This is a genomic window from Schaalia vaccimaxillae DSM 15804 (assembly GCF_000420425.1).
Lineage (GTDB): Bacteria > Actinomycetota > Actinomycetes > Actinomycetales > Actinomycetaceae > Pauljensenia > Pauljensenia vaccimaxillae.
In genome coordinates this window covers 49,979-65,155 of the sequence record NZ_ATUX01000006.1, presented here as the reverse complement: position 1 = coordinate 65,155, position 15,177 = coordinate 49,979, and the positions used below count along the sequence as shown (strand labels likewise).

Genomic DNA, 15,177 nt, shown 5'->3' with positions numbered 1-15,177 from the left:
GGTTCACTTCCCTTCTGCGTAATCGGCGCGGGCATTGTCCGCGGCTTCAGTAATGATCTTGTAGAACTCGGGGTACTTTGCTTCCCACTCGTCGTAAACCGGCGCGGTCGCCTCGCGGAAGGCATTCTTGTCCGGGTAGCTCACGGTCAAGATGTCTTCGAACTCGGCGTAGATGTCATCTGTCTGGGCCGTCATTTGCTCACGCTGGTAGTCGCGTGCCTCATCGGCGGCTTCCTGAATGATGGCCTTTTGCTCATCAGACAGGCGTGCCCAACGCTGGGTTGAGATGACGAAGGGGTTCGATTCGTACTTGTGTCCCGTGGAGGACAGGTACTTTTGCACTTCCTGCAACTGGGAAGACTTGATATTGACGACGGGGTTTTCCTGGCCGTCGACAGCACCGGTCTTCAAAGCCAGGTAAAGCTCACCGAAAGCCAGTGGCGTTGGGTTGGCGCCGAGCTGGTTGAAGATCGAGATCGTCATTGTGTCGTCGGGGGTGCGAATCTTGAGACCTTTGACGTCCTCGGGGGTGTTGATCTCGCGCTTGTTGTTCGAGATGTCGCGCATGCCGTTGTCCCAGAAGCCCAGGACGTGGAAGCCGTCGGCCTCAGCCTGCTCAGCCAGGTAGCTCTCGATCTCCTTCGAGTCGACGACTGAGTATGCGTGCTCGGAGTTCTCAAAGAGGAAGGGCAGGCCGATGAGGGCCGCCTCGGGAACGTAGCTAGCGAAGGGTCCCTGCGAGTTGATCGACATGTCGAGGGTTCCAGCCGAGACCGACACCATCATTTCTGAGTCAGAACCGACTGTTTCTTGGGCCAGAATCTGGATATCAATCTCTCCGTTGGACTTTTCCTCCACAAGTTCTTCGAACTTTTGCGCGGCGAGGAAGCGTGGGTTTCCGGGGGCAGCGCCGTGGCCGAGGATGATACGGATCGAGTCCGTTTGCCTCGGGCCATTGCCTCCTGCACATCCGGCGAGCAGCAGTGTTGCGGTAAGTGCCGCGGCGACACTGCTGACAACGTTTTTACGTCGCAACATGGCATCGTCTCCTTTGACGGTGTGTGTTGTGGAAAATTGTCGGATCAAGCGATGTAGGTGCCGCCATTGATGGAATGGGTGCAGCCCGTGATGTAGGCGGAATCTTCGGAGGACAGCCAGCAGATCAGTGCTGCGATTTCCCACGGCTCAGCCTGGCGCTTGAGCGGAACGGCCTCGGCGAGAGCCTTTTCGGTCTCTTCCGTGGTGCCGGTACGGATATTGGTGTTAACGACGCCGGGTGCCACAGAGTTGACGGTGATGCCGTATTCGGCGAGTTCACGTGCCATTCCACGGGTCAGACCGAGGACGCCAGCCTTTGCAGCGGCGTAGGAGGTCTTAGAGAAGACACCACCACCATGCTGGGCAGTGACAGAAGAAGTGTTGACAACGCGACCGTAGCCGCCCTCGATCATGAGCGGCACGACGGCCTGGGCGAGGATGAAAGAACCGGTCAGGTTGATTGCCAGGACGCGGTTCCACTCCTCGAGTGAGATTTCAAGGAATCCCTTGGGAGAGGGAATGCCAGCGATATTGGCGAGGGCGCCGACGGGAGGCAGGTCTGACGCCTTAATAGCCTCGACGACATCCTTGACGGAGTCTGGATCTGCAATGTTCGCAACGAAAGCTGCAACCGGAGCTCCGGGAACCTCAGCCTTGACTGCATCAGCTGCAGCGTTGACGCCTTCTTCATTGATATCGAGCATTGCAACGCCCCAGCCTTCACGTGCGAAGCGCAGTGCGGTGGCGTAGCCAATTCCTTTGAGGGACGAAGCGCCGGTAACGATGGCCGTACGCTGTCCGATTCCTGTGCCGTAGCTCATTGGTTCTTCTCTCCACATCGATGTGACTACAGGCACCATCGCCTGCATTGTTAACAGTAAACAATGCAATGAATCGATGTCAATTAAGCGTGATCATTTGTCGCACTTTCCGTAGGTCAGAACGACAAGACGCGCGGGATCCCCAAAAGAATCCCGCGCGATAAGACCGGCGTAAATTGCGAGCCCCCGCTCGCCGTCAGTCAATAGCCATGATTTCTTTGAAATCGCTGGCTCTGTCTTGCCAAGCTAGTCCGGAATGACGCATGTGATCAACAATGGCTTTACGAGCTAACTCTGCATCGCCAGATCGAAGGGCTTCAATAATCGGCACATGGTAATCAGACTGCATGAGGCGAGGACGCTCAGTCGAGGAGTCGGACAGAATGGCAATTCTCATCCGGTCCTGAAGCTGACTCCACATGCTCAACAGGACGGTATTGCCCGATGCACGACACAGAGCTTCATGGAAACCCAGGTCAATATCGAGTCGTTCGTTGAGCGTTGCTCCCTCGGGGAATACTGGAAGTTTTGCTTCAAGATCCTCAATGAGTTCGTCAGCGTGATCTGAGTGAACAATGTGCACCGCAGCTAGAGATTCCAGAGCTGCACGAACGTCATATAGTTCGACAACTTCTTCGGCGCTGAGTTGAGCAACCCGAAGTCCCATGCGTTCTTCGCCTTCTACCAGGCCAGACTGTTGCAATCTGCGCAGGGCCTCACGGATCGTGCCCCTGGAAACGCCCAGCTGCTCGGACAAATCGACCTCACCGAGTCGCTGCCCCGCTGTCAGCCTTCCATCAAGGATGGCAGAACGGAGGGTTTGCCTGACCTGTTCCCTCAAGGTCTGCCGACTAATTCCCGACATTGCCATGGTCTCGTGGCCTCCGACACTGGTCTACATAGGCTCGAACTGGACGAGTTCAAACATTGTGAATATTGATCATCTTGCAAAAAGGTACCTGATTGTCAACAAAAAGTGCATCTTCTTGTTCAACGTTTGCGTCAAAAAGAGCCAAAGTCAGACAAAGAGGTCGGTCCGAAGAAAAATCTTCGGACCGACCCAACGCCAGCGCTCAATCAGTATTCATCGAGTAATTCGTCGAGTTCTTCAAGATCGGCTGCCGTAATGTCATCCATCGAGGGGTAGGAAACACCCGATAAAGCTTCATCTGTGGCCTCGGTTGCTGGAGCATCCGGATCATCAGTAACGGACGATGAGCCCTCCTGAGGTACCGCTGCGGTGAACTCGGAGAGGTCTTCGTTGAAAGTATCCGACCGCTCGTCTTGCCATCGGTCCGCAGAATCATTGCGACGCGACCACGCTGGAGACTCAATATCCTTGCGGCACGCATCCAGGACGGCGTTGACGAAGTTAGGTGACGTGTCAGTCGACAAAGACTTGACAATAGAGATTGCCTCATCAATAGCAATGACAGGGTTGACGTCTTCTCGATTTTCAAGCATTTCCCACACGGCTACGCGCATCACTGCCAGATCGACAGCAGCAATACGATCCAAACCGGCTACTCTGGCATGAGCAGCAAGCAAATCGTCAATATCGCGTAAACGATCAGCAACGCCCTCGATAATACGGATCGAGTACTCCGGCAAAGGAGTCAAGGCTGCCGTAATCACACGACGTTCGCGAAGCAGATCGCGCAAGACCTCCGGATTACGCCCCATGCCCCGCTGATCAGCTTCAAAAACGACATCAGCGGCCCTCTTACGAGCTTTTGTACGAGAGGTGAAACGATGTTGCTTCGACATTACTCAGTGACGCGTCCAGAGTAGGAGCCATCGCGAGTGTCGACCTTGACTCGAGTTCCTTCCTCCATGAACAAAGGAACCTGAATTTCATAACCGGTCTCCAAAATTGCCGGCTTTGTCCCGGCAGAAGAACGATCACCCTGCAGACCAGGCTGAGTCTCAGTAATGGTCAGAACCACCGTCGCGGGTAACTCTACAAACAGAACCGTGCCCTCGTGCTGGGAGACAATCACGTCCTGGTTTTCGACCATAAAGTTCTTCGCGTCGCCCACGGTTTCAGCTGAAACAGTAATCTGGTCGTAGGTCGACTGATCCATGAAGACGTAATCCGCACCATCCTGGTACAGGTAGGTCATATCGCGACGATCAACGGTTGCCGTCTCAATCTTGAGGCCAGCGTTGAAAGTCTTGTCCACAGTCTTGCCAGACATGACGTTCTTAATCTTCGTACGCACGAAGGCCGGTCCCTTGCCGGGCTTGACATGCTGAAATTCGACAACTTGCCACAGCTGGCCATCGATGACCATGACCAGACCGTTCTTCAGATCATTCGTCGTTGCCACAGTATTAACCTCACTTCAGGGGATTCTCAATCGTCGGCCAGTCTACACGCCGCCATCACGGCATCGGCCACCTCATCGGGGGTGAAACCATCAGTGAGCACTGAGTGATCGGCCACTGCAACGTAGGACTCATGCAACTGTGCAATCATCTGAGCGAGCACTGCGCGAGGGGCTCCCAGAGCCACCGACCGCGGGCCATTAAGTCCCTGGCGGCGAGACACATGAGCAATTCCAGCAACCAACTCAACAACCAAAGCACCTTGAGTCTGAGCGGCACGAAGACTATGGCGCACCGACTCAACATTGATCTGAGAAGCACCCAATGTACACACCGCTCCCCCAGTGCTTAACGCGCGAAGAGCCTCCTGCTCACGTGCCTCATTCAGCCTCGGATCGAAATTGACCACCAGATCCGCCATTGACGTTCCTAGCCGTTCTTCGACGGCCTCGTCAACGTCAATAAAAGCCAATCCCACACGCTGACTGATGATGCGACCCACAGTTGTCTTACCAGAACCAGAAACACCGACCAAAACTAACTGAGGCACCAAAGGCTCACCCTGCACAGTCGTCACGCAAGCACCTGCTCAATCACTTCTCTGACTTCGTTGGGATCGACTCGATGTGTGGCCGGCTGGGAAAGCCCGTGAAGAAGAACGAAGCGCAGAACACCTGCCCGGACTTTCTTATCGGAGCCCATAGCGTCAATGAGGCGATCCACCGAACCGCCCTCATATCTCATTGGCAAGCCCACTTTGGAAAATAAATCCTCATGCAATGTGACCAGGTCCTGCCCAATCAGACCACGCGCTTGAGCCAGACGCGCCGCAAACACGCAACCGACCGATACTGCTTCCCCGTGGCGCCAGGTGTATCCCTCGCACCGTTCAATCGCGTGCGCCAGAGTGTGCCCGTAATTGAGGATTTCACGCAGACCCGACTCTTGAAGATCTTGTCCAACGACATTAGCTTTTACCCGTATTGCGCGTACGACAAGTTCTCTAAGTGCAGCAGATGACGCGGTGAGTAGATCATCGATGCTCGCCGATTGCACCAACTCCAGGATCTGTGGGTCAGCAATGAAACCGCACTTGATGACTTCTCCCAGACCCGCGCGTAAATCTTGGGCAGGAAGAGTCGCCAAAAAATCAAGATCGCACACGACTCGAGCAGGGGTATGGAAAGAACCCACCAGGTTCTTACCGCTACGAGTATTAATGCCAGTCTTACCGCCCACAGCCGCATCAACCATTGCTAGCAGCGTCGTTGGCACATTGATCACGTCAATGCCTCGCAGCCACGTCGCCGCGACAAAACCGGCCATGTCGGTCGTAGCTCCACCGCCCAAAGCAACAACGGCGTCTGCACGTCCCAAAGCCAAGGTGCCGGCTTGGTCCCATAACTGCGCGACAACATCGATTGTTTTGGCCGCCTCAGCATCAGGATGAGCGCAGGCAAGAACCTCGTATCCACCAGCCCGCAATCCTTGGCTGATGAGCTCAGCCTGGTGCTGTAAAGCGGGAGCGTGGATCACCAGCACCTTCGTTGCGTCACTGCGCAACACCTGGGTGATGTAGCTGGTGTTAAACCCGCGACCAACCAGTACGTCGTAAGGCCGGTCAGCTTGGACTTGGACACGGGTATAGTCGTGAACCACCATTGCAGCGATCGCCTCGACGACCTGCTCAGCAGGCCCAGAATCAGAATGCACTCGAACAGTCTCAACCTCGGCGTACAGCGGCGAACGTTGCTCGCGTAGTTGCTTTAGGGCGCCGTCGGGGTCCTCACGTAATAAGGGCCGATGTGTCTTACGGCTCGTACGCCGCAGCAATTCTTCATGCTCAACGTCAATATGGACAACGCTGGCACTAGCCAATAGTTCTCGCACCCGTGGTGTCACAACAGCTCCGCCCCCCAGGGACACCACCGCATCCATCGTCAAAGCGCGAGAGACAGCCTGAACCTCAAGCTGGCGGAAGGCCGCTTCCCCGTCCTCGGTAAAAATTTCGGAGATTGATTTGCCAGCATCAGATTCGATGAGATCGTCGGTATCAATATGGGCAACTCCGAGCTTGTGAGCCAACAGCCGCCCAACTTTTGACTTTCCGGCACCGGGCAAACCAACCATGACGATGGGTAGAGTTAATTGGCTCATGCGCGTTCTTCCACTCGTGCGAGGTAGGCCCTCAGGTTTCGTTTCATCTCCGCAATGGAGTTACCGCCTGCGTGGTCGCTCAGCATGTCAGCCAAGACCAATGCAACTTCGGCTTGGGCAATCACGGCGCCGGGCACCACCTGGCAAGTATCGGACCTTTGATGCAGACCAACGGCCTCCTCCCCCGTCGCCAAATCCACGGATTTGAGTGCGCGAGGAACTGTTGAGATCGGTTTGAACGCAGCTCGGGCGACGATGGCTTCTCCGTTGGAGGTACCGCCTTCTATGCCCCCAGCGCGATTAGAGGAGCGAGTGAGCCGGCCGTTGGCACCCTTGACGATCTCGTCATGTGCTTTCGATCCCGGCAAAGCTGCCTGGGCGAAGCCATCGCCAATCTCGACACCCTTGACTGACTGGATAGACATGAGGGCTGCCGCAATGCGCGCATCGAGGCGTCGATCTGCTTGAACATGGGTCCCCAAACCAATGGGAACACCCCAGGCAACCACCTCAATAACGCCACCAATCGTGTCGCCAGCTTTCTTCGCCTCGTCAACGGCGAGAGTGAAACGCTCATCCGCCTCGGCGTCGATGGTGCGCATTTTTGACTGATTGAGTGCGTCCTCGTCACCGGGTTGGGGTAGATGATGAGGATCTTGAATAGCTTCGGCGCCGACCCGAACAACGTGTGACACCAATTCGATGCCACCAACCTGACGAAGTATGGCCTCAGCAACCGCACCAAGAACAACCCTGGCCGCAGTTTCGCGCGCGGATGCACGTTCGAGGACGGGGCGGGCCTCCGCCAAGTCATAAGAGATCATCCCAGCCAGATCAGCATGACCGGGGCGCGGACGCGTCAGAGGCTTGTTACGCGCAATCTCGCGTTCATCCCCGGTACCGGCATCGACTAAGAGATCCTTAGGATCGACTGGGTCTGCCGACATGACGACTTGCCACTTTGGCCATTCTGAATTTGCGATCTCGAGGGCGACAGGGGCGCCAGTGGTCAAGCCGTGTCGAATTCCTCCAAGGATTCGGACGACATCTTGCTCGAACTTCTGGCGAGCCCCGCGCCCGTGTCCAAGTCTGCGGCGCGCTAAGGCATCACGAAAGGTCTGAGTCGTTAATTCCACCCCTGAGGGGACACCGTCAATGATCGCTACCAGCGACGGGCCATGGGATTCACCTGCAGTCAGCCATCTGAGCATGTGCCCAGTGTGTCACAGCGCCCCCTCATCGGTCGCGGTAGGTGCTACATACGGACGGGGAAACCCTCGCTTGACAGATGCTGCTTGACCTCGTGAATCGTCAGAGTGCCGAAATGGAACACAGATGCCGCTAAGACTGCGTCGGCGCCGACGCGGGCCGCAGAAACAAAATGGTCTGATGTGCCGGCACCGCCCGAGGCGATGAGGGGTACGCCGACATGCGAGCGGATCTGTGAGAGCATCTCGAGGTCAAAACCGTCACCAACACCATCGGCATCCATTGAGTTCAGGAGGATTTCACCGGCCCCAAGTTCTTGGGCGCGAATCGTCCATTCGATGGCGTCGATGCCCGTCGAGCGTCTACCGCCATGCGTCGTCACCTCATAGCCGGAGGCAGTAGACACTCCTGGGGGGCACCTGCGAGCGTCAACGGACAAGACAATCACCTGGTTGCCAAAACGATCAGAAACTCGCGCCAGCAAATCCGGGTCAGCAATCGCTGCGGTGTTGATTCCAACCTTGTCGGCACCGTGAGCTAAAAGCCTGGCGACATCGTCAACGCTACGTACCCCGCCCCCAACTGTTAACGGGACGAATACCTGCTCGGCAGTGGCTGCGACAACGTCAAGCATGGTGGCTCGCCCATCTGCCGACGCTGAGATGTCAAGGAAAGTGATTTCGTCAGCCCCTTCACCGCTGTAGCGGCGAGCAAGTTCAACGGGGTCGCCTGCATCTCGCAGATTCTGGAAGTTGACGCCTTTAACGACGCGGCCCGCATCAACATCAAGACAGGGAATAATACGCAAAGCTACGGTCATGCCATCGATCCTAACGGGACGTTTAGCCGGACTGTTTGGTGTTTTCGTCCGAGGTGCCGGATTGAGATTGGGGAAAATCTTGTTCAGGTTGAGAAACGGTGGAAGGTTGAGTTCCCAAAATATCAATGACGACGCACAAAGTGTCATCGCCCTCGGCCATATCAGGCGGAATTGAAATTGCCAGTCGAGAACCGACACGTTGATCAACCAGAGCCTGACGCAGTCCCACCATCGCGGTGTTCATATCAACCAACTCGGGAATTCCGGTCTGCCAGGTTGAAGCACGCACAACACCGTCATTCCATCCCACAACAGAAAACTGAGCCACCACAAGATCCGTTTCAAGTACCTGCCCTCCAGCACCTGAAATCAAAGTTTGAACAGTCAGTCCGCCGGGCACTTGCTCATCATGTTTAATTACGGGGCCTTCGTCGCGCATAGTCACCTGGAGGGAGCCCGCTTGCTCGCCTGTGACTTCATCCCCATAGGCAATGGACGCCAAAATGTCGATCACGTCGATTTCCACCGAAGATGAGGATCCTTGCGCGCCCTGTTCTGGTGCGATTGGCCGTACAACGAGGATTCGAGCTCCTTCGGCTTGTCCCACCACCAAATTCAGGATGTCTTGTCCAACGGTGTCAGCGTCGGCGCGTCCAACCATGAGCTGGGGTCGACCTTGGGGCGAAAGGTTCGTGCCATCGTCACCATCAAAGGCTGTGACTGAGAGCAGGACCGGCGCATCTTGCGTAATTGTTCTTCCGCTACCGCTGGCAAGAACGCGGCTTTTCATCGCATTCACATTGATTTGACCATTAACGGCCACAACGGGAACCGCCCCTACCCTGCCCGACACCGACACAGCATCAAAGACCGACCAAATCGACTGCGGGGTCGTTTCGACTTCTGAGTCATCCTGGCCGTGTTGCATGAGGAACACGGTCAGCAGCGTCACGCTCAGGGCAACGACAATAGCAATAAGAGGCAATAGCACGCGTTTGAGCGGCTTCGGACGATGTTCCCCCGAAGCCGCTGCGACCTGCGAGCGTATAGGAATCGTCATGCGGGTAAATCGCCTTGGAGACGCGTCATCGATTCAATGAGGGCATCGACACGAGGGTCTTCGTTGGCCAGTGGATCCTGTAAAGACAATGGAGCTGCCGAATGGTCGTCCACTCGCACATGCACCCAGTCAGCAGTGAGATCCGTTCGCGTGTCCTCCGCAGCAGCAATAATGCGGCCACGCAGGTGTGCCCGGGTGGTTCGCGGAGGCACCGTTAAGGCTTCGCGAACTTGCGCACGCGTTGTCAATCTCCTCACCAGGCCTGCACTTTCCATACGTTCAAGCAGGCCCGCGGAAGTGATGTCATGGTAGGAAAGCTCCAACCTAGCAACCCGTGCATCGTCAAAAGACGCCGACTGCCGACTGGCATAAGAGGTCAGCAATTTACGTTTAATAGCAATATCAAGTTCAGTATCAACGCCCGACCAGTCCCCCGACTCGATAGCATCCAGTCCCCTGTCCCACAGGTCGGCAACGTATGCATGGATCGGATCTAGGCTGGACTCGTCAACTGCCTCCAGGATGCGTCCGCGGATCTCACGTTGGATTCCAACGGGAGTCATAGAACGTCCATCCGCCAAATCTACAGACGTTGTGCCCGTCAGATCGGAATTGATTTCACGGATCGCTCGCATGGGGTCCGCTAAGGAAAGATCTTCAATATGTAGCCCATCCTCTATGGCTTCCAGCAGCATCTGGGTCATACCAACTTTGAGGGCAGTTGTGGGCTCGGCGACATTCGTATCTCCCACAATGACGTGCATACGCCGGTATGAACCGGAATCAGCTAAAGGTTCGTCGCGGGTATTGATAATTGGACGTGATCGCGTGGTTGCAGCAGACACTGCATCCCACATTTGCTCGCTACGCTGCGAAAACGTCAACCGGACTCCCGACGGCGTCGGCTTAAGCCATCCGTTACCCACCACAATCTGGCGTGTAATGAAGAAGGAAACGAGAGCGTCTGCGACCTGCCGGAAGTCTCTACGTCGGTGGAGCAAATAGTTTTCGTGGCAGCCATAAGAGTTTGCCTGTGAGTCCACGTTGTTGCGGAAAAGATGAAGCCTTTCGCTGGCACCGAGATCATCGAGTGCCGCGTCAGCTTGCTGGGCGAGCTGGGCAAGCATCTGAGAGCCCGCTCGGTCTTGAGCGAGCACATCTATGAGTTGATCGCATTCGGCGGTCGCGTACTCCGGATGTGAGCCGACGTCGAGATAGAGCCTTCCACCATTGCGTAGGAAGAGATTGGAGGAGCGTCCTCGGTGTAGCAGAGGCTCGAAGAGGAGGCGCGCCGCATGATCGGCATCCATGCTGGACGGCTGCCCTGTCGTTGTGGCGGCTGTCAGCCCATACTCCGTCTCGATTCCGACGACTCTGCGCCTCACCTCACTGGCCACCCTTCTGAACAAAGCCCTGGACGAAAGCCTGCGCGTTAGTCTCGAGCACGGTGTCGATTTCGTCTAAAAGGTCGTCAATGGAGTTGGTCTGCGCTTGAACCTGGCCGGCGGCTCCGTCCTCGTCCGAATGGTCATCGGAGCCAGATCCAGCAAAAAGTTGGTTGAGAGACATTGATTTTTCTCCTGATCTGCGGCGCTGAAGCGCCCATTAATCCTGTAATGATGGCGTGTGGAGCTGTCGTGCGTCAGGCAGAGGAACACGAACGAGATCCCCCTGCCCTGGGTCATGCACAAGAGACGTCCACGAGGCTTTCACCAATCCTGGGTCGTTGGCAACCGCATGACCTCTGATAGAGGCGCGTGTGTTTGTTGGAGCACAATCTGCGGCTCTTTGCACTTCCTCATCGTTAAAGAGCCTCTCAATGAGTCCTGCGCGACCCAACTTAAAGGCGAGTCCCTTGTCGGGGCGCAGATCCGCCCACTGCAAGTCAATCGCTGCCAGACGCGGATCACTCCAGTCCAGCTGTGCACGTTCCTTTTGCCGTTTAACAAGCTGATACTTGCCCACCCATTCAACCTGGGTTGCCACGGAGAAAAGATCATTGCGCATGCGCTCCAACACGGATTGCCACAGATCAAGGACTCTACGGTCTTCCTCACTCGGCTCAATTCCAGTGCGGTCAAAAGTTGCGACGACCAGGTCGAGGTAGACCTGCTGCAGTTCGGCCGCATTGTATGAACGACCGCCCGCGGTTGTGGCTCGGTAATTCAAATGCGGGTCGTGGGAGAAGTTCCATGTTTCTTGGACAGCATCGTCAAGGGCGAGCGATTCCCATTCAAGCCCAATGCCCTGCTCAATAGCCCAAATGACAAGCGACGTGGTGCCAAAGCGCAAGAGTGCTGAGCAGTCGAACATATTGCCGTCACCGCCGATGATGTGAAGCCTACGAAAACGCGAGGGGTCAGCATGGGGCTCATCGCGGGTGTTGATAATGGGCCGGTTGAAGGTCGTTTCCAACCCAACTTCATTTTCCACGAAGTCAGCACGCTGGGAGAGCTGGAAGCCAGGAACTTGACTCTTTTGCCCGATGCCGACTCTGCCAGCCCCGCAGGTCACGGGCCGCGAAACCATGAATGGAGTCAAACCCCGTACGACATGATCAAGATCAACGTCGCGGCGCATCTGGTAGTTCTCGTGGGTGCCATAAGCAGCACCTTTGCCATCCGTGTTGTTCTTGACGAGGACGATCTGCCCGTCCCCGGCATCGGCGGCAGCGCGCATCATTCGGTCGGCAATGACTTCACCGGCACGATCCCAAAGGACGGCATCCATTGCCCCCAAGGTTTCGGGAGCAGAGTATTCGGGGTGGGCATGATCGACGTAGAGCCTGGCTCCGTTGGTCAGTACCGCTGTTGTCGCAGCAGGCAGAGCCAACTCTTCCGGGGTGGGACGTGCGACCCTTTCAGTTCCCCCTGAAGGAGCAAGGTGGTAGGGGTCATCAGTGAGTAGGGACGGATCTGCTGCTGCGCGCGACATCCGCATCCCGCGGAGGTCGTTGAGAGGGTCTTCAGCCGTGTAGTCCCAGCGCACAGGTCCTAAACCTTCGGTGGCTGTTCCATTTCGAGACAGCTCGGCGTAGGCACGCACGACCTGGCTTGATAGAGCCACGGGATTGGCCCAGGGATCGCCGGGGCGATACACACCGTATTCGGTTTCGGTGGCAATAATGCGTTGGGTTGTCATGCATGGGCTCCCAGAGGCGAAATGCTGACAATCTCCTCGCGTAGGCCGATGGTGCGCGACCAATCTTCCAGGGATGAGGTCGCAGCCAACTCCACAGACTCATTCATTTCTTCAGAGACACCCATGAGCAGGTGATGCATTGACATTCCTCGGTCAACGCCATCGAGAGATTCTTTAATCGCATGCTTCTTTGCTCGTTCAACGATGCCAGCGATCATCGCTCCCGAAACAATGTCGTGCAGATGAATGCGTTTGATTCGACCAGAGGACAAAGTTGCATCAAAAAGTGCGGTTGTCTCGTCCTCGACAAAGAGGCGATCTACTGCAGATTCGATCATTGCATCAACAGCATTTTGGCTCGAGCCTGCGGCGTCGACCTCGTCTTGGTGCAGTGGAATGTTTCGCGTGAGGTACTTCGAGAAGATTTCGCTAGCTCCTTGCCTATCTGGTCGTTCAACTCGAATGCGAACATCGAGGCGCCCCGGCCGTAGAACTGCAGGATCGATCATGTCAGCACGGTTTGATGCTCCAATAATGACGACATTATCCAAAGATTCGACGCCATCCATTTCGGCCAAGAGCTGGGGAACGATCATGGTTTCGACGTCGCTGGACACGCCTGTCCCTCGGGTTCTAAACAGAGCCTCCATCTCGTCAAAGAAGATGACGACTGGAACATCTCCTGCGGCAAGGGATCTGGCGCGAGCAAAGATTGCTCGGATCTGACGTTCAGTTTCACCGACGAACTTATTGAGCAGTTCGGGGCCCTTAATCGACAGGAAGTATGTCTGTTTGCCGCTCCCCTGCTTTGAGAGTGAGTTGGCGACGGCCTTGGCAATGAGCGTCTTGCCAGAACCAGGCGGCCCATACAGAAGAATGCCTTTGGGGGGCCGCAAACCGTAATTTCGATACATCTGCGGGTGGCGGAAAGGAAGTTCAATAGCGTCGCGCACTTGTTGAATCTGCTCGCCGAGGCCGCCAATGTCACCATAGGTGGTTTCAGGGATTTCTGGCGTGAGCAACTGTTCGACATCAGAGCGGATAATGCGTTCGAAAGCGATGCCGGATCGCAAATCAACCGCCAGAGAATCTCCGGGTCGCAGGTTCCCGTGCCGCAGAGGACCGGCCAATATCAGGAGGTGTTCTTGTCCGCCATCAGCCGCCACGAGAACGCGGTCGTCGCCAACCATTTCAAGGATTGACGCCATTTGGCCGGTACGAGGGAAGACGTCGGCGGCAACCGCGATCATCTTGTCATCAACCCTGACCCACTGTCCGTAGGACAAGGATGCGAGGTCTAGAGCGGGCGCTACGGCCAAACGCATATGTCGCCCGTTAACAATCGCTTCGATTTGACGTGAGGCAATATCGGCGCAAACAAAGAGAGCCAGAGTCTGCGGAGGACGATTAACTTCCTGGAGCTGGGCCTGCATTTGTATGAGTTGGCCCCGCACTTGCGTGAGTGCCTGGGAAAGTCGTTCGTTCTTACCTTCGAGAGAGACAATCAGGCGCTGCATCTCATCGACTTGATGAGCGGAAAAATCACTGGTCATCTGACTGTCCTTGTCGACGATCCTCGACCCACGTGTCAGCCTGATTCGTCGTGTCTCGCAGGACCTTGCGGACTTTCTTGGGAGAGGAAACTCTGACGCCAACGGATTCTTCACTCCAGTCTTGAACGCCGTTCCACTGGCCTTGAAGGCCCTCGGCAGCTTTTGCCGGGCGAGTCGAACGCTCCTGCGGATCGACCCCGGGAGCAAGTCGACGGGTGATTAGAAGGAATCCCGTGTGGGCAACCATGCGATGCTGGGGACGAACGGCGAGCCCATCAAGGTGCCATTCACGTCGCATATCTTCCCATGCAATCGGATCGGTGTATTGTCCGGTGGCTCGCAGGTCTTCGACGAGGCGCGACATTTGGGTGACGGTGGCTACGTAACAGACGAGGACGCCTCCGGGGATCAGCGCGCGCGAAACTGCTTGAAGATTCTCCCAGGGTGCCAGCATATCCAGCACAACTCGGTCGACGCTGGAAGCCTCTAGGGAGTTGAGTACCGTTTCCACGTCGCCGACTTGAAGATCCCACGCAGGATGTTCGGTTCCGAACCACAGGTCAACATTGGCTTTGGCGATCTGGGCGAAATCCTCGCGTCGTTCCACTGAGATGAGTTTGCCTTGCGGACCAACCGCGTTGAGCAGAGCCAGGGATAGCGCACCAGAACCAGCACCGGCTTCGACAACTGTGGCACCGGGGAAGATATCACCCATGTGGATGATTACTCCCGCATCCTTTGGGTACACGACAGCCGCACCACGAGGCATTGCCATGACATAGTCAACTTGAAGGGGGCGCATAATTTGGAATTGGCGGCCTTCATCGGTGGTAATAACCTGCCCGTCAGGGCGTCCGATGAGCTCATCGTGACTGAAGCCTCCGCGGTTTGACTGGAAGCGCCCACCTTCGACGAGGATCACCTGGTGGAACCGACCTTTCGGATCGCGAACTTGAACTCGGTCCCCGACCCTGAGAGGACCTCGCCTGTTCTGCTGTCCGATTGCAACGTCGGTATTTGTCGTCATCTCTTCACTCATATCGCTTCGAT

General features: G+C 56.1%; 15 protein-coding genes. All 15 read right to left on the bottom strand.

Annotation, left to right across the window (positions count from 1 at the left end):
* Positions 1-3: 3 nt before the first annotated feature.
* Entirely contained in the window at positions 4-1,038 is a 1,035-nt protein-coding gene (locus tag G439_RS11015; RefSeq protein ID WP_022867771.1) for a TRAP transporter substrate-binding protein, read from the bottom strand.
* A 44-nt stretch (positions 1,039-1,082) separates the two neighbouring features.
* A complete protein-coding gene (locus G439_RS0103325; RefSeq protein ID WP_243442542.1) occupies positions 1,083-1,898 on the bottom strand; it encodes an SDR family NAD(P)-dependent oxidoreductase in 816 nt (271 codons plus the stop codon).
* Positions 1,899-2,055: 157 nt separating this feature from the next.
* Positions 2,056-2,730: a GntR family transcriptional regulator gene (locus tag G439_RS0103320; protein ID WP_022867769.1), complete on the bottom strand. Its 675-nt coding sequence runs from the start codon at positions 2,728-2,730 to the stop codon at positions 2,056-2,058.
* A gap of 206 nt (positions 2,731-2,936) precedes the next feature.
* Complete coding sequence (gene nusB, locus G439_RS0103315) at positions 2,937-3,626, bottom strand: transcription antitermination factor NusB (RefSeq protein WP_022867768.1); 690 nt, start codon at positions 3,624-3,626, stop codon at positions 2,937-2,939.
* Positions 3,626-4,189, bottom strand: coding sequence for an elongation factor P (efp, locus tag G439_RS0103310; RefSeq protein ID WP_022867767.1), 564 nt, complete (start codon positions 4,187-4,189; stop codon positions 3,626-3,628). Before efp ends, nusB begins: the two co-directional genes overlap by 1 nt.
* 26 nt (positions 4,190-4,215) lie before the next feature.
* Positions 4,216-4,764, bottom strand: coding sequence for a shikimate kinase (locus tag G439_RS0103305; protein ID WP_022867766.1), 549 nt, complete (start codon positions 4,762-4,764; stop codon positions 4,216-4,218).
* Complete coding sequence (aroB, locus tag G439_RS0103300) at positions 4,761-6,344, bottom strand: 3-dehydroquinate synthase (RefSeq protein ID WP_022867765.1); 1,584 nt, start codon at positions 6,342-6,344, stop codon at positions 4,761-4,763. Before aroB ends, G439_RS0103305 begins: the two co-directional genes overlap by 4 nt.
* Positions 6,341-7,555, bottom strand: a complete 1,215-nt coding sequence (gene aroC, locus G439_RS0103295) for a chorismate synthase (protein ID WP_022867764.1) — start codon at positions 7,553-7,555, stop codon at positions 6,341-6,343. Before aroC ends, aroB begins: the two co-directional genes overlap by 4 nt.
* A 44-nt stretch (positions 7,556-7,599) precedes the next feature.
* The gene (gene hisF, locus G439_RS0103290) at positions 7,600-8,373 is read right to left on the bottom strand and encodes an imidazole glycerol phosphate synthase subunit HisF (protein WP_022867763.1); all 774 of its coding nucleotides are present in this window, start codon (positions 8,371-8,373) and stop codon (positions 7,600-7,602) included.
* Between the two features lie 22 nt (positions 8,374-8,395).
* Positions 8,396-9,433, bottom strand: coding sequence for an FKBP-type peptidyl-prolyl cis-trans isomerase (locus G439_RS11010; protein ID WP_022867762.1), 1,038 nt, complete (start codon positions 9,431-9,433; stop codon positions 8,396-8,398).
* Positions 9,430-10,818, bottom strand: coding sequence for a Pup--protein ligase (gene pafA / locus G439_RS11005; protein WP_040434605.1), 1,389 nt, complete (start codon positions 10,816-10,818; stop codon positions 9,430-9,432). The genes G439_RS11010 and pafA overlap by 4 nt, the downstream gene beginning before the upstream one ends.
* Position 10,819: 1 nt before the next feature.
* Positions 10,820-11,002 (bottom strand): ubiquitin-like protein Pup, encoded by a 183-nt coding sequence (locus tag G439_RS0103275; protein WP_022867760.1) that lies wholly within the window; start codon positions 11,000-11,002, stop codon positions 10,820-10,822.
* 36 nt (positions 11,003-11,038) lie between these two features.
* Positions 11,039-12,574, bottom strand: a complete 1,536-nt coding sequence (gene dop / locus G439_RS0103270) for a depupylase/deamidase Dop (RefSeq protein WP_022867759.1) — start codon at positions 12,572-12,574, stop codon at positions 11,039-11,041.
* Positions 12,571-14,127 (bottom strand): proteasome ATPase, encoded by a 1,557-nt coding sequence (gene arc / locus G439_RS0103265; protein WP_022867758.1) that lies wholly within the window; start codon positions 14,125-14,127, stop codon positions 12,571-12,573. Before arc ends, dop begins: the two co-directional genes overlap by 4 nt.
* Positions 14,117-15,166, bottom strand: coding sequence for a tRNA (adenine-N1)-methyltransferase (locus tag G439_RS0103260; protein ID WP_022867757.1), 1,050 nt, complete (start codon positions 15,164-15,166; stop codon positions 14,117-14,119). The genes arc and G439_RS0103260 overlap by 11 nt, the downstream gene beginning before the upstream one ends.
* Between the last annotated feature and the right edge of the window lie 11 nt (positions 15,167-15,177).

What these genes read in the sequence shown, in the direction of transcription:
- hisF (WP_022867763.1), bottom strand. Translation starts at nt 8,373, where the DNA reads ATGACCGTAGCTTTGCGTATTATTCCCTGTCTTGATGTTGATGCGGGC.
- G439_RS11015 (WP_022867771.1), bottom strand. Translation starts at nt 1,038, where the DNA reads ATGTTGCGACGTAAAAACGTTGTCAGCAGTGTCGCCGCGGCACTTACC.
- G439_RS11010 (WP_022867762.1), bottom strand. Translation starts at nt 9,433, where the DNA reads ATGACGATTCCTATACGCTCGCAGGTCGCAGCGGCTTCGGGGGAACAT.
- nusB (WP_022867768.1), bottom strand. Translation starts at nt 3,626, where the DNA reads ATGTCGAAGCAACATCGTTTCACCTCTCGTACAAAAGCTCGTAAGAGG.
- G439_RS0103325 (WP_243442542.1), bottom strand. Translation starts at nt 1,898, where the DNA reads ATGGTGCCTGTAGTCACATCGATGTGGAGAGAAGAACCAATGAGCTAC.
- G439_RS0103275 (WP_022867760.1), bottom strand. Translation starts at nt 11,002, where the DNA reads ATGTCTCTCAACCAACTTTTTGCTGGATCTGGCTCCGATGACCATTCG.
- aroB (WP_022867765.1), bottom strand. Translation starts at nt 6,344, where the DNA reads ATGAGCCAATTAACTCTACCCATCGTCATGGTTGGTTTGCCCGGTGCC.
- G439_RS0103320 (WP_022867769.1), bottom strand. Translation starts at nt 2,730, where the DNA reads ATGGCAATGTCGGGAATTAGTCGGCAGACCTTGAGGGAACAGGTCAGG.
- aroC (WP_022867764.1), bottom strand. Translation starts at nt 7,555, where the DNA reads ATGCTCAGATGGCTGACTGCAGGTGAATCCCATGGCCCGTCGCTGGTA.
- arc (WP_022867758.1), bottom strand. Translation starts at nt 14,127, where the DNA reads ATGACCAGTGATTTTTCCGCTCATCAAGTCGATGAGATGCAGCGCCTG.
- dop (WP_022867759.1), bottom strand. Translation starts at nt 12,574, where the DNA reads ATGACAACCCAACGCATTATTGCCACCGAAACCGAATACGGTGTGTAT.
- G439_RS0103260 (WP_022867757.1), bottom strand. Translation starts at nt 15,166, where the DNA reads ATGAGTGAAGAGATGACGACAAATACCGACGTTGCAATCGGACAGCAG.